The following is a 22,891-nucleotide window of genomic DNA, read 5'->3' as shown; positions in this document are numbered from 1 at the left end:
ACGGCCGCCTTCCCGGATAGGGGAGGCGGCCGTTTTTTTGCCTGTATGAAGTGCAACGTTTGGAGTAAAGACAAGCTCTGTAAGTTGAATAACGCAATCAACCTCAGTTAGTAAACAGGTATGAAACAGCTTTTTACTTTGGGAACAAGCGCAGTGTATGCGTTGCTGTTTACCGGCTGCACCACTTGTGGCGGCGACGTAGAACCTTGTGTAAGTGCCCCCATATCAATTACCAGCCTGGAAAAGGAATACGGCTGCACAAACACGCCACGGCAGCTGAGCGTGAATCTGCCTCAGACCTACACTGTCATCCGTTCCCAGGCGGAGTTCGATCAGCAGGTAACCGGTGACTGCCATCCGCAGGTGGACTTCACGAAGTACGACTTGGTGATTGGCAACAAAGGCTCCAGCAGTGGCAGCTCTACCATCACGTATGCTTACCAGCGGGAATGTGAAACCGGCCAGTCGTTTCTGAAAGTAATATTTCAGGCAGGCATGACCAATGACGCGCCCATCCTGACGTATCACGCCCTGGTTCCCAAGCTAGCTCCTGCTGAAACCGTACGCGTGGAGGTAGAGATGAAAAGCGGGCAGTAAACTTGTATGATGAACAGACAGCGGCTTCGTTCCCGGGAAGGGAGCGAGGCCGCTTTTTTGCGTTACAGTCGACTCCGCAGCCCCTACATGAAATAGTTTATTGATTAATACTTTGAAATACAAAGTACTTTATGTTATGTTTGTCCGACTTAGGTAGCCGGGCAGGTAGCCGGGCTTGGTCCGTAGTCTTATTCGCTTTGCTTTATGCGTAATCTATTGCACCCCAAGTGGCTGTTGCTGCTCAATACGACGGCCATTGTAGTGCTGGCCCTACTGTGCTACGGGCAGTTTTCGGTTATCCACAGCCTGTTACCGGCGGGTAGTGTAAGCACCTGGAGCTGGCTGGGCGGCGCATTGGCCGCGGTAGCACTGAGTACGCTGGGCTACGCACTGAGGCAATGGCGGCGGCAGCGCGAGGTGAGTACGCTGTATTGCCTGCTGACGCTCGTGGTATACTCGGCCCTGATCTGCACTGGCGTGAGCCTGGATACTGAACTGTTACCCCGGGACGTGCCGCGCTGGATGGTGCCCACCGATCCGCTGGTATACCTCATCACGTTTCTGATGCCCACTCTGGCTCACGCCGGCTACGCACTGGTGGTGCGCCTCACGCCGGCAGGAAAGGACTACTCAGTACTGACCAACGTGGGGCTGGCCCTGGCCGCACCGTTGAGCTGGCTCGTGCTGATTATGCTGCCAGGCGGCTTGCTGCTGGGTAGTATTTTGCCCGACTGGCTCGGTAGCAGCCTGCTGGTGACGGGCTTGGTAGTGGGTACCGTGATGTTTCTGTTTTATCTGGTGCGGGTAGTATACATTCTGGAACTGCGGCGCGGCGAATATGGGCGCGAGTTTAGTCTGCTCTGGAAAATACTGCTGGGTATTGTGCTGCCGCTGCTGGGTCTGATGGTAAACAACGGGCTGTTCTGGGGTAGTTTCGGTGGCACGGAAGCCGGCATTTTCGGCAACTTCAGCAGCCCGTGGTTTTATGGGCTGGCGGTGCTGAACGGAGTGCTGCTGTGTCTGCCGGCCAGCCTAAACCGGTGGCTGCACTTGCTGCTGCTGTTCGGGCGCAGCGTGCTGCTGGGCTACACGTTCTATTTCTTTCTGGTGTTTCTGCCGTTCCTGCCGCTGTCGTTGCTGGCCGTTATCCTGATCGGGACGGGGTTTCTGATGCTCACGCCGCTGGTGCTGCTGCTGGTGCACGTGCGCGAACTGGCCGCCGACTGGCAGCGGCTGCGGCCCGTGTTTTCGGGACGAGTGCTACTGCTGGTATTGCTGGGCGGAATCGGTACGCTGCCGCTGCTCATCACGGCCCATTACCTGTCTGACCGCCATACCCTGCACCAGGCCCTCGACTACCGCTACGCCCCTGACTATAGTCGTCGGTACGATTTGGATGAGCCGGCCCTGGCCCGCACGTTGGCGGTGGTGAAGCAGCACAAGGACCGTAGCAGTGGAGGTGGTCCGTTTGGTTCGCATGTCCCGTACCTGTCGTTGTATTTCAACTGGCTGGTGCTGGATAACCTCACGCTGTCGGATACCAAAATAGCCGACCTGGAGCAGGTGTTCCTGGGCGTGCTGCCCGAAGACACAGAAACCGCCGCCCGCACTTTCGACCTACCGCCGCCCACCGTTCCGACCCTGACCGATGTCACCACCAAAAGCATCTACGATGCCCGCCAGCAGGCCTGGGTAAGCGAGGTAGAATTGCGCGTGGCCAACACCGATACCACCCAGCGTGCCGGCGAGTACACCACCTTGCTGAACTTGCCCGCCGGCTGCTGGGTGGGCGACTATTACCTGGATATGAATGGCCGGCGGGAGCATGGCATTCTGGCCGAGAAAAAGGCCGCCGCGTGGGTCTACGCCCAGATTCTCAACGAAACCCAAGTGCGCGACCCGGGCCTGCTGGCTTACCAGAACAATCACCAGCTGAGTTTGCGGGTGTACCCCGTGGTGGGGCGCGCGTCCCGCGTAACCGGCTTCCAGCTGCTGCACAAAGAACCGGTTACGTTACTACTGGATGGCCGCAAAGTCCGGTTGGGTACAGACGCCAAAGTGCCGGTTACGGTGCCGGTCGTGGCCAATGGGGGAGAAGTAGCCTATATGAGCGGCATAGCCAAACAGCGCCTGCCGCTGGTGCAGCGCCGGCCGTACTACCACTTTCTGCTGGATGTTTCGGCGCGCCAGCAGCAGCACAAGCAGGCGTATGCCCGCCGTCTGGAGCAGCAGTTCGGAGCCAGCGTTCTGGCGGATACAACCACCCGCTTTACGTTGGTAGATGCCTATGCTACCCCGGTAGCGGCTGGCGCCAATTGGCAGCAGGAGCTGGCGAGCCACGAGAATACCGGCGGCTTCTACCTGGATGGCGCTTTGCGTCAGCTATTGGTGCAGGGTTTCCTGCGCCCCCGTGCCGCTTACCCAATCCCCGTGGTAGTTACCGATGACCTGGCCGCCGCCGTGCTGGAGACGGACCTCGCCGAACTCCGGGCCGCCTACCCGGAATCTGACCGGTTCTACGTGCTCGATGCCAACGGCCACCTGACGGCTCACTCGCTTCGCCACGAAGCCAGCCGGGCACTTTTTGAGGTGGCGGCGGGCACTTCCTTGCTGGCCCAGGCTCCGCCGGTCCGCGCCTGGCCTACGGCGGTCCGGCCCCGGGCGTATCTGGCCGATGATACGCTGGCCGAAATAGTGCTGACGCAACCTGCCGCCGCGCTGCGGCCCACGTTGGCAGCTTCGGGGCGGTGGCAAACGGGCCTGCTGCTGCACGGCTACCAGCAGTGGCAGGCGTTTCACCCGGAGGCCGCCGAAGCCCAGCGCGTTCCATTCGTGCGAGCCAGCTTTCAGGCTGGCATCCTGACGCCTTTTACGGCGTATCTGGCCCTCGAAAATCCGGCCCAAAAAGCCGCCCTGAAACAAAAACAGGAGCAAGTCCTCAGTGGAAAAGCTGCCCTCGATGTGGATGAAGGCGAATCGAACCAGCCGACGGCCGTACCGCTGGATGATTACATCGGATTTTTGGTGCTGGCGGCCGTGGGGCTGGCCCTACGGTATCTGCTGCGGCTGCAGCCGGCGTAGCGCCGGACCAGCAACTACGCCGGAATCTGCTCCGCCTGGCTTTCCCGGGGCCGCTGCACCAGATAATAATACAGCAGAATCAGGAGGCCCGTCAGGAACGGCAGCAGCGCCAGATGCTTGCCCGTGACGTTGCCCCATATCCGTGCGGTATCGAATTCCAGAAACTCGCTGATCATCCAGTAGGAGTTAGCCGAAATCCAGAACACGATGGCCAAGTTGTGGGCCAGCTCGGCAGCTATATGGCGGGTACGCCAGGTGATTATGAGGGCAATGGCCAGCGTCGGGAAAATCATGCTGATGCCCAGCGGTTTCCAGAGCATGCACCACCCGATATCCTTGAGCAGCCAGAACAGGATGTGCAGGTTTTCCATGCGCCGATACGGGGCCGGGATGGTGTAGAGGTGGTCGTCGGGCGCGGGCATGGCAGAAAGGAGAAAGCCCCAAAGGTAACGGCCGGTGCCCGCCGGGCGTTACCTGTTTGTGCATCCCAAGGCCGGACCGGCCCATAGTCTGGTTCAGCTTTTTTGGCTGGGCCGCGTATGAGGGGCAGCTTTCCACCTTTTCAGTTTGCCTTATGATAACGCCGGTAGTTCGAAAAATAGCCAAAGGAGTTGCCTGGACGGGCGGCGGCATCCTGGGCGCGGTGGCTTTGTATCTGGTGGCCGCCGCCGGATTATCAGCCGTTCCGGTAGCCGCTGAAAACCCGGATGCCGCCCCGGATGAAGTGGAGGCCTACCTGCTTTCCAATGGCGTGCATACCGACCTGGTAGTGCCCGTGCGCAGCCCCCAGATGGACTGGACCCGGCTGGTATCCTACGCCCACACACCCGCCGCCGACACCTCTATGCAGTTCGTGGGCTTTGGCTGGGGAGATAAAGGCTTCTACCTCGATACGCCCACCTGGGCTGAGCTGAAGCCCAGCACTGCCGTGAAAGCCATGTTCTGGATGAGCACCACCGCCATGCACACCACCTTCCACCATCGCCCCACCCTGGGCCCCGACTGCGTGCCGCTACACCTAAGCCGCGCCGAATATGCCCGACTGATTCAGTTCATCGAAAGCAGCTTCGCCCATGACGCGCAGGGCCGCGTGCAGCACATTGCGGGCCATAGCTACGGGCAGCACGATGCTTTTTACGAGGCCAAACGCACCTACAACCTGTTCTATACCTGCAACAGCTGGGCTAATGAAGGCCTGAAAAAAGCCGGCCAGAAGGCGGCTTTATGGACGCCCTTCGACTTCGGGATTTTCTGGCACTACCGGTAGCCGGCCCCAAGCTCGACCATAAATTTACGCCGGTCATGTATCTTGGCAATCCAAAAAACGTATGAACCTACTATGACGACGTACGACGAAATCTTCGACAACAACCGCAAGTGGGTAGCCACCAACACCGGTTCCAACGCCAATTTCCTTGAGCATCTGGCCTCCGACCAGAAGCCTGATTACCTCTACATTGGGTGCAGCGACTCGCGCGTAACGGCGGAAGAGCTAATGGGCGTGGCTCCGGGGGAAGTATTTGTGCACCGGAACGTGGCCAACCTAGTCAATAACCTCGACCTCAACGCCATGTCGGTGGTGGAATACGCCGTGGCGCACCTGCATGTGAAACACATTGTGGTGTGTGGCCACTACGGCTGTGGCGGCGTGAAGGCCGCCATGCAGTCAAAGGACCTGGGAATTATGAATCCCTGGCTGCGTAACATTCGGGACGTATACCGCCTGCACCACGTTGAACTGGACGCCATTGAAGACGCCGATGCCCGCTATGACCGCCTCGTGGAGCTGAACGTGCAGGAGCAGTGCGCCAACGTAATTAAAACGGCCGTGGTGCAGAAAAGCTACCTCAAGCGCCAGACGCCCATCGTGCATGGCTGGGTATTTGATCTGAAAACCGGCCTGCTGAAGGATCTGAAACTCGACTACGAGAAGATGCTTCATGATATCCAGGCTATTTATAATCTGGGCGACGAGCCCCTGTTCACCTATGAGCAGGACCAGGAAAACCCCGCCGAGGAAATTGCCAAGCAAGCCAAAGAAGAATCGGAGCGGGTATAACCTATGCTCTGCGTAAGCCAACCGGCCCCCGGGTTCAAGGAGTTAACTCCTTGAACCCGGGGGGCGGTTTTTGTTCGGAAAATATAAGGCGTTACCTACGCGAGTTTCCGAAACAAAAACGGCTGCTTCCGGAGCATTTTCCGAAAACAGCCGATAAGAAGGTGGAGAGAAAGATTAGTTAAGCCAGATCTGAGCCACCGGCTCGAAGCGGTGCTGGGCGAATGCTCCATAAGGGCGTTCCGCGTAGAACCCAAGCACATGCACTTGAACAGTGCCTGTGCGGGCATTGCGCCGCATCTGAACAGGGTACACTTGCCCGGAGGCCGGCCAGTCACCGATATGGTCGGCAGGACGTTGGCTGGCATCAATACAACGAGCGTATTGTTGCAAGGGAAGAGGATGGGGAAGCTTCGTTTTCGACATATCCAAAGATAAGAATATTGATACAGATAAGCTAAAAAAATTAGTGTATAAAATATTGCCTACTGTTGATTTGTTGTTTGCGTTAAAGCAATGATAAATTGACTTTTTTTAAAGAAAGCACCTAAAGTAATGACAGTAGATGGTGGCGCAAATCCTCTATGAGAATACTTTATTGCTAATTTTCTTGGTATGAAACGCTCTGCTACTTGTTAAGACGGGTGATGGAGTTGAGTCTGCGTTCAATGACACTACTGAGTTGCTTACGGTTGCCGCAACACACGAAGCGTAATGCTGTCGGTACGGGTTTGAACGCGTATCAGGTACATACCCGGAGCATAGTGGCTCAGGTCCAGTACGGTGGCGCCGGTAGTGACGTGCCAGGTGCTTAGCAATTGCCCCAGTCCTGAAAACAGCTGTACTGTGGCGGGGCCTGCCGGGAGAGTAAGTTGGGTGCGGCCGGTGGTGGGGTTCGGGTACAGGGCCACGCCCGCCAGCTGTGGCGCACGGGTGGGCAGCAACTGCTGGTAACGGGTGGCAGCGGCATCAGCAGCAGTCTGCAGCTGGCTGAGGCTGGGAGCGGCCAGCACGGCAAACGCTACCATGACGGAATCGGCGGGGGCCAGGAACGGGAGAGCGGCGCCGGTGACCTGGGAGGCGTCGGTGGGCGTTAGGAGGCGGGCGTTCTGGGTGCCCGTACTGAGGGTGATGAACTTTTCGGCCGCGCTAAAGCCATCGGCAAGGCGCACGGCGGCGGTGGGGGCTTGGTTATTAATGGCGTACGCACTGGTCTGGCCGCCGGATAGGTGCCGCAGACCAGTGAAAAGTTGAGCAGCCGACGGATCGAACAGGTACTGCAGCCGTCGGGCGGCATCCCACTCTACCACGTTACGGCCGGCTTCCCCGGGCAGGTCCCAGTCCATAAACAGCCCGACGTGCAACGGTTTCAGGGTGTCGGCGGTGAGGTTGGTGAGCTGGTATTCCAGAACAACATAGTCGCGGTGCGGGGCCGTGGCTTCGGCGTAGGCGTGCTGCCGGACCCGTACCCCCACGGTGCGGCCCTGCGTGAGGCCAAGGAGAGAGTCGCGGAAGATACCGGCTGCTTCCTGGGTTGCGCGCATGGGCTGGGCCAGCAGATACGCCCGGCTTAGGGCCAAGAAGTCTGCATCGGCCCCACGCCGGTCGTTGCGCACGTTATCCGATACGCGGGTGGCAGAAGTGGCCAGCAGCAAGCCGCCTTCCGATAACAAGGGTGCGCCCTGCCGGTAGTTCACTCCTTCGCCTGCCTCGGAGCCCAAACCATCGTAGCCGATATTGCCCCGGCTGGTGAGCGTCAGGGCCAGATTGCCGGCATCCAGCACCACGTAATCAGGATTCAGCAGGATGGTTTCGTATTGGTCTTCCTGGTACCCGGTAGCCGCGTCCTGAAACCGGTAGCGCACTACTGCTTTGGTGTTGAGCGGAACCGTCGCCGCTACTGCCAGCCGGAAAGGAGCCGCCGCATTGGCGCGTTGCTCCAGCGTAACCAAGCCCCCCGCCGCAAAAGTGCTTTGCCGCACCAGCAAATAAGGCGACAGAGAAGAAAGCGTGACGGTCAGGTTGCTTACGGGCTGCAGCAAATTCTGGACCTGCACGGTCAGCCGCAATGTGTCGCCGGGGGCATAGGCCCGGCGGTTGGGAGCGAATGTGCGCGTTACCAATCGGGCGGAATGCTGACGGGTTTCCGTGACGGCCCGCAGCACGTTGAGCCGACCCGACCCGATGCGGCCGGCGTAGGCGGCATTGCCGGGAAGGGCATCAATGTTATCAGTAGTGCGACGCAGCTGGGCCGCTACCTGAGCGGCATTGTACTGCGGAAACCGGGTGCGTACAAGACCGGCCGCCCCGGCCACCAACGGGGCCGCAAACGAGGAACCACCCACCGCGAAATAGTCGGTATCCGAGTTGCCCAGGGTAGTCAGAATCTGGGTGCCGGGCGCCGACACGTCCACGCGGCGGCTAAACGTGGCGTTGGTGCTTCGCTCATCCGTAGGCGTAGTGGTGGCTACCGACAGCACGTGCTGGTAGCTGGCGGGGTAGAAGTCGAGGTCGGCGGGCGTATTGCCGGCGGCGGCTATCACCACCGCGTCGCGGTTGATGGCGGCGTAGGTGATGATATCCTGCTCATACTGGGAACGGCCGCCCGCCGCGCCCCAGGAAAGGTTGATAACCCGGCAGCCGTGGTCGGCGGCATATACAATGGCCTCGTAGCCCGCAAAAGAGCCCGTAATGTTGCTGGAATAGATTTTCAGCGGCATGAACCGGCACTTGAAGCCTACCCCGGCTATGCCTTTGCCATTGTTGGTTGCCGCTGAAGCGCAGCCGGCCACCAGAATGCCGTGCACGCTGTTGGCCTCGCGGGTGGGGTCGTTGTCGTTGTCGGCAAAATCCCAGCCGTAATAATTGTCCACGTAGCCATCCTGGTCGTTGTCGATTCCGTCAATCGGGTCCAGGCGGTTCACCTGAATCTGCGAAGCCAGGTCTTCGTGGGTAAGTCGGGTGCCACCATCAACAATGCCAATGACGAGGCTGGTATCGCCCTGCGTAACGTCCCAGGCCCGGTAGGCGCGGATATTTTTCAGGTGATACTGCCCTCCGGCCCGCGTGGAATCGGCTAATGGGTCGGAAGTTTGCAGCAGGGGCGGATAGTAATACACCGGCTCAGCGTACTCCACGGTGCCGGTTTTGCGCAGGGCCTGGCAGGCCGCTTCCACGGAAGCCGTGGCCGGCACCGTGACTTGGTACACCAGCCCCAGGTCAACGGCCCCGGGCTGGTCGGGGCCCGGCAGCTGGGCGTGCGGGAATTTGGGCTGCACATTCTGGGCCTGCACCCGCGCCAGCGCCGCATCCAGTGCCGCATTACCGGTTTGGCCGGATGCAGAGTGCCGCAGGGTGGGTGCCGCTTTCAGTTTGAATACCAACCGGCCGGCCAGTACCGTTTTAACGGGCGCGGGCGGTGAGGTTGTCTGGGCGGAAGCTGGTAATCTGTAAATATTCAGTACACCTGCAATCAGCAGACAGCGTAGGAGCAGGGCGGGTAGCGGAAGCTGCATAGAAGCCAGTGTAAAGGTGGGGTTCAGCTAAAGTAAACGTACTGCTCCGTAGCAGCGGATTCAGCCTGCGGAAAGTAGATGAAGCTACGGCCTCTGGTACCGTATTCCTACGGAAAAGGCTTTCTTTTCGACTGCTGTTGCGGCGGTAACTGACGTGCATTTATGTCACTAAAGCAGTGGCGCGGTCTATGCGGGTGCCGTTTGCCGGTTCGAGTTGAAAACGCGGGGCGTCTGCGCAGTCGGGTTCCGCTAGTCACACGCAAAATGGCGCTTCCGGTTTCCGGACCGACTGCGGCGGTTTTGAATATCGGGGGCGGACATTGAATCGCTGCCAGGACGATTCGGTGTTCCGGCAACGACTACAATAAAAAGGCTATATTTTGAAAGGGGCAGTTAAACCCCAGCCTATATCCGGGCTCTACGGTTCAGCTCAGGTGACGCTGCTACTCCATCTGGCCCTCTTTTTATTCCTTGCCCTATGCGCCCGTTTTTGCTCCTGCTGCTGCCCCCCATGTGCGTGCTGAGCCTGTTGGCCTGCTCCAAATCCGACGACACTGCTCCGGCCACCTCGCCCGTCACGGTAGATCCGGCTGTGCCAGCCGTGTACAAGAAGATCTACGGTGCCGCCTCTATCACGCTGGACGGCAGCTTCGTGGTAATCAAAACCAACAACCTACCCGACCACAAGAGTCCCTATTACACGGGAGCGAACTACGAGGCCTACAACGGATCCAATGCCGACTACCGCGCGAATCCGAATCGGATTACGGCGCAGAATTACACGTACCGCATACCGCTGAACCCGCAGGAGGCTGCCCGGAAATCGGCTACGCCGCTGGGTAGCATTGGCGTTTCCCTGAACGGGGTGGCTTTCTTCAACCAGTATGCCGGGCCAGCCCAGCCGCTGACCAACGAAATCAACTCGTTTGATCAGTATAACGGGCATCCGCAAGCCAACGGCGCGTACCACTACCATGTGGAGCCTACCTTCCTCACTGTGCTCAAGGGCCGCGACGTGCTGCTGGGTTTCCTGCTGGATGGCTTCCCGGTGTACGGTCCCATCGAAAACGGCGTGGCCGTGCTCAACACCCGCCTCGACGCCTATCACGGGCACGCGCATGCTACCACCGACTACCCCACCGGTATCTACCACTACCACATCACCAATGCCGATCCTTACCTCAACGGCGACGGTTTCTTCGGAACGCCCGGCACCATCACGCAGTAGCGGCCGGTGTGCCCGGGCGGTTGGCGGGGCAGTGCTGCTGACCTGCCTGCTGGCTGGTTGCGGCGGCTCCCCGGCCCGGCTGCCAGTGCAGGCTCCGGGCCTGCAACTGACCGCCGAAACCCTCACCTACCAGGGAAAGCTGTACACGGGCACCCTTTTCGAGCTGAGCCCGGCCGGCGACACGCTGGCCACGAAGCCCTACCAAGCCGGCCGCCTGCACGGTGTAGCTCGGCAATGGTACGGCCGGGGGCAGCGCCAGGAGCAGCGGCAGTACGTGGGTGGTCGGGAAGACGGCCTTGTGGAAGGCTGGTGGCCCGATGGCCGCCCGCGCTTCCGGCGCCACTTCCGGGCCGGGCAGTACGAGGGGCTGGTGGAAGAGTGGTACGCCAATGGGCAGCCCGGCCGGCGCGGCCACTACGCCAGCGGCCAGGAAGCGGGCCGGCAGCAACTCTGGCTCCCCGATGGTACGTTGCGGGCCAACTACGAAGCCCGCAACGGCCGCCAATACGGCTTTATCGGAGCCAAGCACTGCGCCACCGATAAGTTGTAGCGGCCAATCCGGCAACTTGGCCGGACCACAGGGCCGCATCCGCAAGGTACAGGCGGGTGCAGCCTGAACTGTCTTCCTTTTGCCCAGGAATACTCCATTGGCTGGCTACATAATCAGCTCGGTACAGCCTGAACTATCTTCTTTTTGCCCGTTGCGCATGCTTTCCTCTATCTATTGTTTACCGGGCGGCCTCGCGGGGCTGCTGCTGCTAGCTGGCTGCCGCTCCGATGCGCCTTCCGCTTCCGCAGCTCCCAGCGCCCCGGCCCGGCAGGAAGAGGCCGTCATGCGGCTGCCTTTTTACCACGATGCCACCTTTACGCCGCACTGGTACGCGCCCGGGCAACCGCCTGCCGACACCCTGCACGTAGTCGGGCCGTTCCGGTTCACTGACCAGCGCGGGCAGACCGTGACCAATGCCACTTTGGCCGGCCATGTGTACCTGGCTAATTTTTTCTTTACCGAATGTCCCGGTATCTGTCCGCGCATGAACGATAACCTGGCCCAGGTGCTGCGCCATTTTGCCCCTGAATCCGGTCTGAGGATCGTATCCTATTCCGTCATGCCGGAACATGACCAAGAGTCGGTGTTGCGGGCCTACGCCGGAAGCCGGCGCATTGATGGGACGCGCTGGCACCTGCTGACGGGCCGCAAAACGGCCATCTACCAGCTGGCCCGCGCTCAGTACTTCGCCGACCAGAGCCTGACGCCGGCCGCTGATACCAGTCGCTTTCTGCATACTGAGCATGTTGTGCTAGTAGACCGCAACGGTCACCTGCGTGGCCTCTACAACGGCACTCTGCTCCTGGATGCCGAGCGCATGCAAGAGGACATTGCCCTGCTGCTGAAGGAAAAATGAACGGCCCATAAGCTGGAAATGGCTGTGCCACCTCCAGCGCCGCGCGAAACAAGCAGTAGCTATTTATCAAGTGTCGCCAAAAGCCAAACCCCATCGTCGGGCCGTGGCAACACGGGACAAACGATGGGGTTTGGCTGGCGCATCAAGTGCTACCGGGGCTTGGCGTATTTGTACTTTTTCGGGGCATCCACGGTGCGGTACTTATAGGGGTTTTTGGCGTTGGGGTCTACGTTGAGGCCCAGACCAATCGGTTTGCGCTCCTTGCGGAAGCGGGCTTTGTTGTTGTCTCGCTTGGCGCGGTCCATCGAAACGGAGCCGTAGCGGCTGGGACGTTCCAACATTTTATCTTCACTGGAACAGGAAGTTCCGAGCAGCAGCAGTGCAAAGGCAGAGGTAAGTAGGACGTATTTCATACAGAACGGTGGCGAGTGGAATGGAGGCCGATTCAACCGGGAATCAGCTACTTACTCATCCGTGTACTCCGATAAAACTCAAAAGGATTCACCCAGAACGGAATAATCCCGTCCGATGTTAGACTCGGTTTTCGAGTCTGCCTCACAAACTCAGCATTTCCCGGAACCGCACCGACTGCTGCCGCGAAACCTCCACCTCGGGCCCGCCGCGTAGCTTGATTTTAAGCGTATTGCTGAACCAGGGCTCAATGCTTTCCACCCATTTTAGGTTAATAATCTGCTGTCGGTTGGCCCGAAAAAACACGCGGTTATCCAGCCGCTGCTCCAGGTGCTGCAACGTGCGCGGAATGAGAGGCCGGTGCTGCTCGAAGTAGATCTGGGTGTAGCTGCCGTTGATTTCAAACAGCCGGATATCCGCCAGGCGCACAAACCAGCACCGCTCCCCATCCTTCACAAATACTTGGTCCTGCTCGGTGAGCGGGGTAGGCGCGGGCTCGTCCGGCTCGGGGCCGGCCGCCGGGGCCAGGGCGGGCACCGGCGCGGTGAGCTTGGCCCGGGCTTTGGCCAGGGCCGCCGCCAGCCGGTTTTCCTGAATGGGCTTGAGCAGATAATCCAGCGCGTTTACCTCAAAAGCCCGCAGCGCGTACTCATCGTAGGCGGTGGTGAAAATGACGTGGGGCGCGGTTTCCAGGGATGCCAGCAGCTCAAAGCCGGTTTCGCCAGGCATGTGGATGTCCAGAAACAGCACGTCGGGCTGCAGGGCGCGTAGCTGGGTGCGGGCTTCTTCAGCGTGGCGGGCTTCGCCTGCTACGGTCACGTCGGGGAAGGCACGCAGCAGGTGACGCAGCTCGGTTCGGGCCAGGCGGGAATCATCAACGAGCAAAGCATTCATCAGATAGAGGCAGGGTTAAGCTGAAGGAGGATAGGCGAGGGCGCGGGCAGATGCCGGATCGGGGGCGGGCAGCCGGACCGGGAGCTGCAGGTGGGCCACCACGGTATCGGGGGCGTGCGGGTCGTTGGTGAGGTGCAGGTGGGCAGCTGCCCCAAACAGCAGCTGCAGCCGCTCGCGGGCGTTGCGCACGCCCACGCCCTCGTGGCCGGGGCGGGGCTCGTAGCGGCCGGTGTTGCGCACCGTGACGTGCAGCGTGTTGGAGTCGTTGAGCTGGGCTGTGAGGTGGATAAAGCCGCCCGCCGGCCGGGGCGCGAGGCCGTGCTTGATGGCGTTTTCCACCAGCAGCTGCAACGTCATGGGCGGAATGGGCACGTAGAGGGCGGCCGGGTCCACATCGAGGGTGTAGCGCAGGCGCTCTTCCAGCTGCAAAGCTTCCAGCTGCAGGTAATGCTCCACAATTTCCAGCTCCCGGCGCAGCGGCACCTGCTCGGCCGAATTCAGCTGAATGGAATAGCGCAGCAGGTCGGAAAGATGCGTAATCATGTCGCGGGTGCGGGCAGGGTCCTCCATCACCAGCGCCCGGATGTTGTTGAGCCCGTTGAACATGAAATGCGGGTTGATCTGGGCCTTGAGGGTCCGCATCTCGGCCTCGCGCACGGCGGCGGCCAGCTTCCATTGGTTTACCTCGGCCTGCTTGTAGCGGTGGAAAAAGTGCCAGCCGAAATAAAAGCCTGACCACAGCCAGAGTACAAAATTTACGTTGAGGGCGTAGCCAATGAATTGCGCCCAGCCGTGGGGTTTGCCATCGGGCCCCGGCCGCACCACCCAGATCAGCAGGGCCCAGATAACCACCTGACTCAGCACCGACAGCACGGCGTGCGTTACCAGCAGCCGACCCGTGAGAGGCAGCGGAGCCAGCTGCTCCCAGCCGTTGGCCCGGATGTGGTAGCGCAGCCAGTGCGTCAGCCCCATCATTGGCAGTACAATGGCCGATACAATCAGCAGTAACTCAACGGAAAACCGACCAAAGGCCGAGAATATTGCCACGTTGAAGCCGAAGTACAGCGCCCAGCCTACCAGTTGCGCGCGCCAGTACAAACGGCTGGGAGCAGGTACGGAAGCGTAGGAAAACATAGATGGGGCCAGTGAGGAATGCGGGAGTAAGTTAGCCGGGATAAGGCAATGCCTACTTACCGGCCACTGCGTTTTGCTTCAAAAACGCATCCGAAAGCTGGAAAAACCACTGTGTATCGTCGTACATGAGGAAGTGCCGGCCGGCTTCCGACATCTCCACTTGGTGCCGGGGCAGTTGGGCGTACTGCCGGGTGAAGATGGCCTTAGTGCTTTCCTTGGTGGCCCCCATGCTCTGGTAAGCGGCCCAAGAGCCCAGCACCAGCACCGGCTGCTGAATCCGGGCCAGGTCGGCGCGCAAATCGGTGGTGTACATATCGTACATAGCCTGGGCCACGGCCGCCGGCGCCGACTGCACGCCCCAGCGCGTGACCTGACTGATGCGGGCCGTATCGGTGACCATGGTAACGGCCATCTGGCGCTGCTGGGCGGCGTTGGGCTGGCCGGCAGCCACCTGCCGGCGCATGTTCTCGGCCATCGGGCGCACCTGCTCCACGGTGGCCGCCGGGTTCTGAATGGCCCCGATAAAGGGCAGCGAATCCACGATAACCAACGGGCCCACGACTTCGGGCTGGGTGCTGCTCATCCAGAGGGCCATGAACCCGCCCAGGCTGTGGCCGATGACGACGGGCTTGGTCAGCTTCTGGGTTTTGATGTAGGCCAGCAACTGGTCGCGCACGTTCAGCAGCATATTGTCGGTGCTGGCTTGGGCGGGCACCCCGCCGAAACCGGTCAGGCTGATGATGTGGCACTGGTACTGCTTCTGGTAATGAGCCACCGTTTCGTCCCACACCGCGCCGGGGCAGGTCAGGCCCGGAATCAGCAGCACCGGCCAGCCTTTGCCTACCACCCGCACCGTGAAGTTGGGGTGCGCTGCGGGCGTATCGGCGGTGAAGGTGAGCCGCGCGGTCGGGGCGGGTGCCGCCACAGTGGCGGAAGTAGCGGAGGCGGCCAGCAGCAGGGCAGCGAAAATGGGGCGGAGGCGGGCGGTCAGGTTCATAGCGAGGTAGTGGCTGAGGGTTAGAGGTTGATTTCTGATTCAAACCTAGCCGCTCCGCCCGCCTTCCGAAACTACTTTTCCGGGAGCGGTAAATTCCCGGCCCGAGTGGTCAGAACTTCCGCCCGAACGGCAGGGCCACCCCGCGAACAGTCCGCCCGCCGACTGATACAAAAAAAGGACGCCCCAATGGAGCGTCCGGCCCCGGCCCGGCAGGCACAGCCTGCCGGGCCGGAACTGACCCCGCGCTCAGATAATATTGCGCAGGTCCTGACGCAGCGTTTCGATGCCCCGCCATACTTCCTCCCAGGTTGATTCGTGCTGTTTGGGAGCGTCAGCAGATGCCGCAGCCGGGAGCGTGCCGGCGGGGCTGGTGGTGGCGTGCAGCCGCTCCGCCAGGCGGGCGCGCTTGGCTTCCAGGGCTTCGGCGTGCTGCTGGTAAGTAGCCGAGGAGCCGGCGGTGGTGGCATTGGCCCGGTTGTGCAGCGTCCGGATTTTGGTATCCAGCTCCGTCAGGGCGTGCTGGAGGGCTTCGGCGCTGAGGTTGGCCGGAACGCGCATGTGGTCAGGAATGGGAGTGGTAGCCATAAGAAAAGAGGGTAAAAAGCCAGCAGCGGCAGAAACTGCCCTTGAGAACTGTACCGCTTCCGGAGGGAAAAGGATGCGACGTATGTTACCAACAATTCCACAATATAATCATAACCCTCCGCTCATTCCGGCCGGAAAGCAGTAGCCTAGCTTTGTCTGTCATCCGTCAGATACGCCGCTGCTATGCTCGCAAAACTACTTCCCTTACTGGCGCTGCTGCTGCTGCCGGGTTTTACATGGGCGCAGGCGGTGGCCCTCACGGAAAGTAGCCAGACGGCCGCTGGAGCCCCTGCTGCCTCGGCCCCGGCTGGGGCGCCCACCGTGTATCACGCGGCCGATGAAATGCCCGCCTTCCCCGGAGGCGCTGAGGCCTTCCAGAAATTTCTGCGCAAGGAGCTGAAGTACCCCGAGGACGCCCTGCGGCGCGGCATATCGGGGCGGGTCTTCATTCGGTTTATTGTCACTGATGAGGGCCGCATCCGCGACGCGGAAATAGTGAGAGGACTGGGCAGCGGCCTGGATGAAGAAGCCCTGCGGCTGGTGCGCATTATGCCCTGGTGGACGCCTGGCCGCGTGCACGGGCAACCCGTGTGGGTATCGTACACCATGCCCATCGTATTCCGGGCGCTGGATTGAATCTGAGTGAGGGAGTAGTATTTCCCTTACTCCCAACTCATGGCAATACCCAACTCCCGGGCCAGCGGGGCTGCCGCTGAGGCGTAGAGCAGCGGCAGCAATTCCCGCACGGCCGGCGCAAACTCTACGCGGTAGTCCTCATGCAACTTGCCGATGGCTTTGAGTACTTCCTGGGTGCGGCGGGCCAGGTGCTGGAGCAGCGGCTGGGTGGGGCCGTGCAGGCGGCTGGTGGCCTCGGGCTGGTGGCGCAGCACGTTGGTGAGCAGACGTAGCGTCAGCTCTATTTCGCCCAGCGTATCACCTGTGATTCTGGCGTGGTAGGCCAAGCGCTGCTGGAGCTGGCGGGTGATGTGCAGCAGGTCGTTGGGGGTTTGGTGGAAGCCGCGCACGGGGTCGTCCACCTGCTGGCGCAGGCGGTGACGACGGTTTTCCAGCGCGTCGTCGTCTTCCAGCAGCCGGAAGGTAAGCTGCTCCACCAGCGTAGCATCCTGGGCTACGAGGCGAGCCAGCAGCTGGTCTTTTTCTTTGGCAGGAAGGGCCAGCAGGGCTTTGCGCAGATCGGGGGAAAGAGCGGGCATAGGGAGGGCAGGGGCAGAAACCGGAAGCGCAGTAATAACGCGAGAAACGCCCGTTTGGCTCCCGGAGTTTTACGGGTTCTTCCGTAGCCGCTGCCGCAGCCACCAGAACAACCGCTTGGGGGCCTGCGCTACCCGCTGCACCGGAGTAGGCTCGTATATCACAATGGAGCTGATTCCGCCACTCCACTCCATACGGTGCATCTGTGGGGCCTCCACTGCCTTCTGAACTACAGGTAATTGCATGGCTCCGCGCTGCATTGGGATGGCCAGGGTACCGTGAAGGCTATGTTCCTCCAGCAGCTCATCCGCCACGCGGTAGTCCGGCACCTGCACCACCAGCCGCAGCGAATCGGAGGCGGCACTGGGTAAAGGGAGTTGCGCGGTGCCATCGGCTTCGGCCTGGGTGGTGAGGAGTAATGCATCGGCCCGCCACAGCTGTACCTGCGCAAAACCCAGCCCTTGCCCGGTAGCGGGGTCATACACCCGCAGCCGTAGCGTAGCTGGCCGGCTACGGGGCCCCGGCGCCACGGTGGCCGGTGCGGGCGGTAAAGCGCGGGCCAGCAGGGGGGAAGCGGCCAGTAGCGGCAGCCCAACGGCCGCCAGCCACCGCCGGGCGCTCCGCAGCTGCGGCCAATGTGACCAGTTCGGCCCTGCTACCGCCGCTTCGGCCTGACGGCGGCTTTCTTCCAGCACCTGGGCCGGAATACGGCCGCACACGCTGCCGTCCGTAGCCTGGCGGATAACGTGGAGAATATCGGCCGGGGCCATGTCGGTGAAATCCAGCACCTCCTTGCGGCAGGCCTGGCAGAAGCGGCCCTGCTGGGTGGACGTCATCTGCCGCCAGTCTTCGTGGCAGGGCTGGGGAATGGCGAGGTAGTAAGCAGCATTTGCCATTGGCTCGGTGTGGAATAAGCGTGGGTTGGGCATCTACCGGGTATTGATGCCACTCTCGACCCAATTCCACATGCTTCGTCTACTATTTTTCGCCGGTAGCCTCCTACTGGTTCTGCTGGCCGTTACCCAGGTAGTTGCTCAGCCCTCGGCCCGCACGTACTACACTGGCACCGGCCGCCGCACTGCCTTTCCTGACTCGGCCGCTACCTATACCGTAGTGCGCCGGCAGGGCGCGGGCGGCACCATCACCACCTACCAGCCCAACGGCCAGCGCCTGCATCAGGAGCAATACAGCCAGCTCCGCGCCGGCCAGCGGCACGGCCTCAGCATCGAATGGCACGCCGCTACGGGCCGGCGGGTAGCCAGCTACCCGTACAGCCACGGCCGGCTCCACGGAGTAGTGCAGGCCTGGTACCCTACCGGCCGGCCGCACTGGCAGCTGACGTACCGGCAGGGGCAGCGGCACGGCGCGTTGCGGGCCTGGTATCCTTCGGGCCGCCTGCTGCGCACGGAAACCTACCGGGCCGGCCTGCGCCGGACCGGCCGTTGCTACACCCGCACCGGCCGGGACACTACCTGGTTTGCCTTCGAGCGGCCCGCCCGGTTTGTGGGCGGCGAAAAAGCGTTGCGACAGTGGCTGGCCCGCAACCTGCGCTACCCGGCTATGGACCTGCGCAACCAGGTAGAAGGCAATATGTGGGCGCGGTTTGTACTGGACAAGCGGGGGCAGGTCCAAAACCCGGAAATCCTCAAAGGCCTCACCAATAGTACTGATACGGAAGTGCTGCGGCTGCTCAAAATCATGCCGGTCTGGGAGCCGGCCGTAGTGGCGGGTCGGGCCGTGGCGGTGCCGTATGAGCTGCCCGTGGAGTTCCACATTCTGTGAGCAGTGCCACCAAGCACACTTCAGATGCGGAGCGGGGCAGGGGTTTTTGATACTTTTACCGGTATCCAGCCGCTCCCGGCTTTTTCCGCGCCGGTAACGCCGTTTGCCGCCGTATGAAAATTCTCTTGGTTGAAGACCACGCGGAGCTGGCCCGCAGCATTGCCGGCTACCTGGTGCAGGAGCACTACATCTGCGAGGTGGCCGCCACCTTCGATGAGGCCCGCGAAAAGCTCATCCTTTTCACCTACGACGTGGTGCTGCTCGACATCATGCTGCCCGACGGCAACGGCATCAACCTGCTCAAGCTGCTGCGCAAGGATGGCGTGGACAGCAGCGTGATTATTATTTCGGCCCAGAACGCGTTGGATTTCAAGCTCACCGGCCTCAGCGAAGGGGCCGATGACTACATCACCAAGCCCTTCCCGCTGCCCGAGCTGCACGCCCGCATCAAGGCCATCATGCGCCGCCGCAGCCCCCAGAAAAACAACGTCCTCACGTTTCAGGACCTCACCGCCGACCTTGACTCGCTGGAGTGCCGCGTGAATGGCAAGCTGCTCAGCCTCACCCGCAAGGAAACCAACCTGCTGCTCTACTTCATCCACAACAAGGGCCGCATGCTGAGCCGCCAGGCCATTGCGGCCCACCTCTGGGGCGACTACACCGACAACCTCGACAGCGTGGACTTCGTGTATCAGCACGTCAAAAACCTGCGCAAGAAAATCACCGACGCCGGCGGCCAGGACTACATCAGCACCGTCTACGGCTTCGGCTACAAATTCAACGCCCCGGAATGACGGTGAGGTGGTGAGTTTGACGTGTGACGACGGCAAGCGGTACAGCAAGCAGCCCGTAACATCCGCTCCGTAGCCCAGGGTTTAAACCCTGGGCTAGTGAATCGTTAGGCGAAGCGGGCGAGATGCTTCGGCTTCGTTGCACTCCGCTCAGCATGACGTTTTTTCCACCCGTTCATTCATCCACCAGTCCACCCATTCACCCATCCTAACCGCCGTGAAACTCAATTACCGCTACACGCTGGCCTACGCCATCATCACGTTTTTCGTGCTGAGCATTGGGTTTGCCATTGTGTACGCGGCCCTTTCACGCAGCGCCACGCAGGCCACGATTGGCAAGCTGGAGGGGCTGAACGCGGTGGTGACGGGGCAACTGCGGCGCGGGGGCAGCTACGCGGGGCATCCGTCGCGGGCCAACGTGCGGGTGGCGCGTGGCGTGCCCGCCGATACGGCCCGCCACGCGCCGCTGGTGCGGCTGCGCAACGAATGGGAGCCGGCATTGCAATCAGAAGTGCGGATGGTGCGTGTGACCACCTACCCGGTGGTGCGCGGGCAGGTGTACCGCGTGACCAGCCGGGCGGCCGTGGTGGAGCCGCGCGACGCCTACCTGACCGGCCTGATGCTGGTGTTTGCCTGGACGTTTGTGTTTCTGCTGGCGTTGGTGGTGATTCTTAGCGAGGTGATTTCCTGGCGGATTCTGCGGCCCTTCACCCAGACGCTGCGCGGCATTCAGCAGTTTCAGCTCAGCCAGCAGCAGCGCATTGCCCTGGAGCCCAGCCGTACCACCGAGTTCAACGTGCTCAACGAGTTTCTGCTGCGCATGACCACCCGCGCCCAGAGCGACTACCAAGGCCTCAAGGAATTCTCCGAAAATGCCTCCCACGAGCTGCAAACGCCCATTGCTGCCATCAAGGCGAAGCTGGAGCTGCTCATGGATTCGGAGCTGACGGAGGCGCAGCTGCGCCTGCTCACGGCCATGCACGACGAGCTGGAGCGCCTCAGCCGCATCAACCACTCGCTCACGCTGCTGGCCAAGCTGGAGCACTTCGACACCCGCCCCGACACCTTTACCAACTTGAGCCAGCTGGTACCCGCCACCGAAGCCGCCTTCGCCGACCTGGCCGAGATGAAGAACCTGCGCACCACCCAGCGCATTGCGTCCGGCGTAGTGGTACCCCTGGACGAGGCCCTGGCGCGGCTGCTGCTCAACAACCTGCTCAGCAACGCCATCCGCCACAACCAGCCCGGCGGCGAAATCCGGCTGCAGCTCACCCCGGAATTTCTGCTGCTGGAAAATACCGGCCACGCGCCCACCGCGCCGGTAGAAGAGCTGTTCGGTCGCTTCAAAAAAGGCAACGCCGCCCTCGATTCCATCGGCATCGGACTGGCCATCGTGCGCCGCATCAGCGAGTTGTACGGTCACCGCATCAGCTACACCTACGCCGAGGGCTGGCACCGCATCCGGCTGGATTTCGCGCCGATTCCGGCCGGGCAGTAGCTAGTGTTTGGTGGTGGTGATGAGTGGAACAAGTAAAAAGAACGTCATGCTTTATCTGATGTCCGCTTGCCGAAGCATCTCTACCGCTTCGTCTGTGCCGTTCAACGAAGCGGTAGAGATGCTTCGACAAGCGGACATCAGATAAAGCATGACGTTCTTAATATGCATCAGTTTCAATGCTTGCACCCTGCTGTCAGCGGCGCAAAATTTCATAGAAACCATAACATTCCCTCAAAATTCCTTCAAGATTGAGTTCGTCATTTGCTTACACCAACCAGTAAGTAACTACTCACTAGCTAACAACTGCCTCGCTTATGTCTACCGCCGTTTCTCCTGCTCCCTCAGCTACTGCCGCGCCGCCGGCCGGGGCGGGGCGTGGGGAGCGGGTGTCGCCCCGGCGGCTGCGGGCCATCCTGAGCGGCTCGGTGGGTAACCTGGTGGAGTGGTACGACTGGTACGTTTTCTCCTCGTTTTCCCTGTACTTCTCGGCCTCGTTCTTCCCGGCCGGCGACACTACGGCCCAGCTGCTCCAGACGGCCGGCATCTTCGCGCTGGGCTTTCTGATGCGGCCCATCGGGGGCTGGATGTTCGGGCGCATTGCCGATAAAGTGGGCCGTAAGCAGTCCATGACGCTGTCGGTGCTGCTCATGTCGCTCGGTTCATTGCTGATTGCCCTCACGCCGACTTACCAGACCGTGGGCATTGTGGCGCCGGTGATGCTGCTTACGGCCCGGCTGCTACAGGGCCTGAGCGTGGGCGGCGAATACGGCGTGTCGGCCACTTACCTGGCCGAAATGGCTACTTCGCGCCGCCGCGGCTTCTATTCCAGCTTTCTATACCTCACCCTTATCGGGGCCCAGCTGCTGGCTTTGGGCATTCAATTGGTACTGCAGCGGGTACTGGAACCGGCCCAGCTGCTGGCCTGGGGCTGGCGCATTCCCTTCGTGATTGGGGCTTTGCTGTCGGTTGTAGCCCTGTACCTGCGCCACAACCTCGACGAAACCGCCGCCTTCACGGCCCAGCCCGAAACTGCCGAGGACCAGCGCGGCAGTCTGCGGGTGTTGGCGCGGCATCCCCGCGCCGTGCTTACGGTGGTCGGCCTCACGATGGGCGGTACACTGGCCTTCTACACCTTCACCACCTACATGCTTAAGTTCCTGGTGAACACTGCCCACATGACCCGCGAGGCCGCCACCAACGTGTGCTTTCTGTCGCTGCTGGTGTTTGCTGCCTTACAGCCGGTGTTCGGGGCGCTGTCGGACCGCATCGGGCGGCGGCCCTTGCTGCTGTTCTTCGGGGTGGGCGGGGCGCTGGGTACGGTGCCGCTGCTCACGGCCCTCAGTCACACCACCTCGCCGCTGGCCGCTTTCGGGCTGCTGCTGCTGGCTTTGGTGATTGTGAGCGGGTACAGCGGCATCAATGTGATAGTAAAAGCCGAGCTGTTTCCGACGGAAATCCGGGCCCTGGGCATCGGGCTGCCGCACGCCCTGACGGTGGCCGTATTCGGCGGCACGGCCGAGTATCTGGCCCTCTGGAGCAAGGGCGTGGGGCACGAGGCCTATTTTTACTGGTACATCGCCGGCTGCATTGGCGTCTCGCTGCTGGTGTTCCTGGGTATGGCTGAAACCACCAAAACGTCCCATCTCGACAATTCTCCGATGGCTGAGCAGCCGGCTAAATTGTCATCCTGAGCAGCGCGAATGA

22 protein-coding genes are annotated in these 22,891 nt (G+C 61.2%); 12 read left to right on the top strand and 10 right to left on the bottom strand.

Annotation, left to right across the window (positions count from 1 at the left end; all coding sequences use genetic code 11):
• Positions 1 to 120: 120 nt before the first annotated feature.
• Together EI293_RS14825 and EI293_RS14820 are read left to right on the top strand one after the other, a co-directional pair.
• Positions 121 to 597, top strand: coding sequence for a hypothetical protein (locus tag EI293_RS14825; RefSeq protein ID WP_125439185.1), 477 nt, complete (start codon positions 121 to 123; stop codon positions 595 to 597).
• Between the two features lie 204 nt (positions 598 to 801).
• Positions 802 to 3,678 (top strand): MSEP-CTERM sorting domain-containing protein, encoded by a 2,877-nt coding sequence (locus tag EI293_RS14820; RefSeq protein WP_125439182.1) that lies wholly within the window; start codon positions 802 to 804, stop codon positions 3,676 to 3,678.
• 14 nt (positions 3,679 to 3,692) lie between these two features.
• Here EI293_RS14820 and EI293_RS14815 read toward each other — a convergent pair whose 3' ends face one another.
• Positions 3,693 to 4,100, bottom strand: a complete 408-nt coding sequence (locus EI293_RS14815) for a hypothetical protein (protein ID WP_211339593.1) — start codon at positions 4,098 to 4,100, stop codon at positions 3,693 to 3,695.
• A gap of 152 nt (positions 4,101 to 4,252) precedes the next feature.
• Here EI293_RS14815 and EI293_RS14810 point away from each other — a divergent pair, with 152 nt between their 5' ends.
• Together EI293_RS14810 and EI293_RS14805 are read left to right on the top strand one after the other, a co-directional pair.
• Positions 4,253 to 4,945: a TIGR02117 family protein gene (locus tag EI293_RS14810; RefSeq protein ID WP_125439180.1), complete on the top strand. Its 693-nt coding sequence runs from the start codon at positions 4,253 to 4,255 to the stop codon at positions 4,943 to 4,945.
• Between the two features lie 72 nt (positions 4,946 to 5,017).
• Complete coding sequence (locus EI293_RS14805) at positions 5,018 to 5,737, top strand: carbonic anhydrase (RefSeq protein WP_125439178.1); 720 nt, start codon at positions 5,018 to 5,020, stop codon at positions 5,735 to 5,737.
• Between the two features lie 174 nt (positions 5,738 to 5,911).
• Here EI293_RS14805 and EI293_RS14800 read toward each other — a convergent pair whose 3' ends face one another.
• Positions 5,912 to 6,160: a hypothetical protein gene (locus EI293_RS14800; RefSeq protein WP_125439176.1), complete on the bottom strand. Its 249-nt coding sequence runs from the start codon at positions 6,158 to 6,160 to the stop codon at positions 5,912 to 5,914.
• Positions 6,161 to 6,420: 260 nt separating this feature from the next.
• Positions 6,421 to 9,249, bottom strand: coding sequence for a S8 family peptidase (locus tag EI293_RS14795; RefSeq protein WP_125439174.1), 2,829 nt, complete (start codon positions 9,247 to 9,249; stop codon positions 6,421 to 6,423).
• A gap of 478 nt (positions 9,250 to 9,727) precedes the next feature.
• Here EI293_RS14795 and EI293_RS14790 point away from each other — a divergent pair, with 478 nt between their 5' ends.
• The 3 genes from EI293_RS14790 (at position 9,728) to EI293_RS14780 (ending at position 11,883) form a co-directional block, all read left to right on the top strand.
• Positions 9,728 to 10,477 (top strand): YHYH protein, encoded by a 750-nt coding sequence (locus EI293_RS14790; protein ID WP_125439172.1) that lies wholly within the window; start codon positions 9,728 to 9,730, stop codon positions 10,475 to 10,477.
• Between the two features lie 31 nt (positions 10,478 to 10,508).
• Positions 10,509 to 11,027, top strand: a complete 519-nt coding sequence (locus tag EI293_RS14785) for a toxin-antitoxin system YwqK family antitoxin (protein ID WP_125439170.1) — start codon at positions 10,509 to 10,511, stop codon at positions 11,025 to 11,027.
• A gap of 157 nt (positions 11,028 to 11,184) precedes the next feature.
• Complete coding sequence (locus EI293_RS14780; RefSeq protein ID WP_125439168.1) at positions 11,185 to 11,883, top strand: SCO family protein; 699 nt, start codon at positions 11,185 to 11,187, stop codon at positions 11,881 to 11,883.
• A 149-nt stretch (positions 11,884 to 12,032) separates the two neighbouring features.
• On the opposite strand, the gene EI293_RS14775 is transcribed toward EI293_RS14780, so the two are convergent.
• The 5 genes from EI293_RS14775 to EI293_RS14755 all read right to left on the bottom strand — a co-directional run bounded on the left by EI293_RS14775 (position 12,033) and on the right by EI293_RS14755 (position 15,904).
• Positions 12,033 to 12,224: a hypothetical protein gene (locus tag EI293_RS14775; RefSeq protein ID WP_125439166.1), complete on the bottom strand. Its 192-nt coding sequence runs from the start codon at positions 12,222 to 12,224 to the stop codon at positions 12,033 to 12,035.
• A gap of 214 nt (positions 12,225 to 12,438) precedes the next feature.
• Positions 12,439 to 13,188: a LytR/AlgR family response regulator transcription factor gene (locus EI293_RS14770; protein ID WP_125439165.1), complete on the bottom strand. Its 750-nt coding sequence runs from the start codon at positions 13,186 to 13,188 to the stop codon at positions 12,439 to 12,441.
• A gap of 15 nt (positions 13,189 to 13,203) precedes the next feature.
• Positions 13,204 to 14,322 carry a sensor histidine kinase gene (locus EI293_RS14765; RefSeq protein ID WP_125439163.1) on the bottom strand — a complete coding sequence of 373 codons (1,119 nt, stop codon included), beginning with the start codon at positions 14,320 to 14,322 and terminating at the stop codon, positions 13,204 to 13,206.
• 52 nt (positions 14,323 to 14,374) lie between these two features.
• Complete coding sequence (locus tag EI293_RS14760; RefSeq protein WP_125439161.1) at positions 14,375 to 15,319, bottom strand: alpha/beta fold hydrolase; 945 nt, start codon at positions 15,317 to 15,319, stop codon at positions 14,375 to 14,377.
• 246 nt (positions 15,320 to 15,565) lie between these two features.
• The gene (locus tag EI293_RS14755; protein WP_125439159.1) at positions 15,566 to 15,904 is read right to left on the bottom strand and encodes a hypothetical protein; all 339 of its coding nucleotides are present in this window, start codon (positions 15,902 to 15,904) and stop codon (positions 15,566 to 15,568) included.
• 183 nt (positions 15,905 to 16,087) lie between these two features.
• Between EI293_RS14755 and EI293_RS14750 the strand changes: the two genes are divergently transcribed.
• The gene (locus EI293_RS14750; protein WP_125439157.1) at positions 16,088 to 16,540 is read left to right on the top strand and encodes an energy transducer TonB; all 453 of its coding nucleotides are present in this window, start codon (positions 16,088 to 16,090) and stop codon (positions 16,538 to 16,540) included.
• A gap of 26 nt (positions 16,541 to 16,566) precedes the next feature.
• On the opposite strand, the gene EI293_RS14745 is transcribed toward EI293_RS14750, so the two are convergent.
• Entirely contained in the window at positions 16,567 to 17,118 is a 552-nt protein-coding gene (locus tag EI293_RS14745; RefSeq protein ID WP_125439155.1) for a hypothetical protein, read from the bottom strand.
• A gap of 69 nt (positions 17,119 to 17,187) precedes the next feature.
• Positions 17,188 to 18,012, bottom strand: a complete 825-nt coding sequence (locus tag EI293_RS14740; protein WP_125439153.1) for a hypothetical protein — start codon at positions 18,010 to 18,012, stop codon at positions 17,188 to 17,190.
• A gap of 70 nt (positions 18,013 to 18,082) precedes the next feature.
• Between EI293_RS14740 and EI293_RS14735 the strand changes: the two genes are divergently transcribed.
• The 4 genes from EI293_RS14735 to EI293_RS14720 all read left to right on the top strand — a co-directional run bounded on the left by EI293_RS14735 (position 18,083) and on the right by EI293_RS14720 (position 22,878).
• Positions 18,083 to 18,898: an energy transducer TonB gene (locus EI293_RS14735; RefSeq protein ID WP_170170388.1), complete on the top strand. Its 816-nt coding sequence runs from the start codon at positions 18,083 to 18,085 to the stop codon at positions 18,896 to 18,898.
• A gap of 113 nt (positions 18,899 to 19,011) precedes the next feature.
• The gene (locus EI293_RS14730; RefSeq protein ID WP_125439149.1) at positions 19,012 to 19,692 is read left to right on the top strand and encodes a response regulator transcription factor; all 681 of its coding nucleotides are present in this window, start codon (positions 19,012 to 19,014) and stop codon (positions 19,690 to 19,692) included.
• Positions 19,693 to 19,906: 214 nt separating this feature from the next.
• Entirely contained in the window at positions 19,907 to 21,187 is a 1,281-nt protein-coding gene (locus tag EI293_RS14725) for a sensor histidine kinase (RefSeq protein ID WP_125439147.1), read from the top strand.
• A 314-nt stretch (positions 21,188 to 21,501) separates the two neighbouring features.
• Entirely contained in the window at positions 21,502 to 22,878 is a 1,377-nt protein-coding gene (locus tag EI293_RS14720; protein WP_125439145.1) for an MFS transporter, read from the top strand.
• Positions 22,879 to 22,891 lie beyond the last annotated feature (13 nt).

This window comes from Hymenobacter perfusus, from assembly GCF_003944765.1.
Lineage (GTDB): Bacteria > Bacteroidota > Bacteroidia > Cytophagales > Hymenobacteraceae > Hymenobacter > Hymenobacter perfusus.
This window is presented reverse-complemented; position numbering and strand designations above follow the sequence as displayed.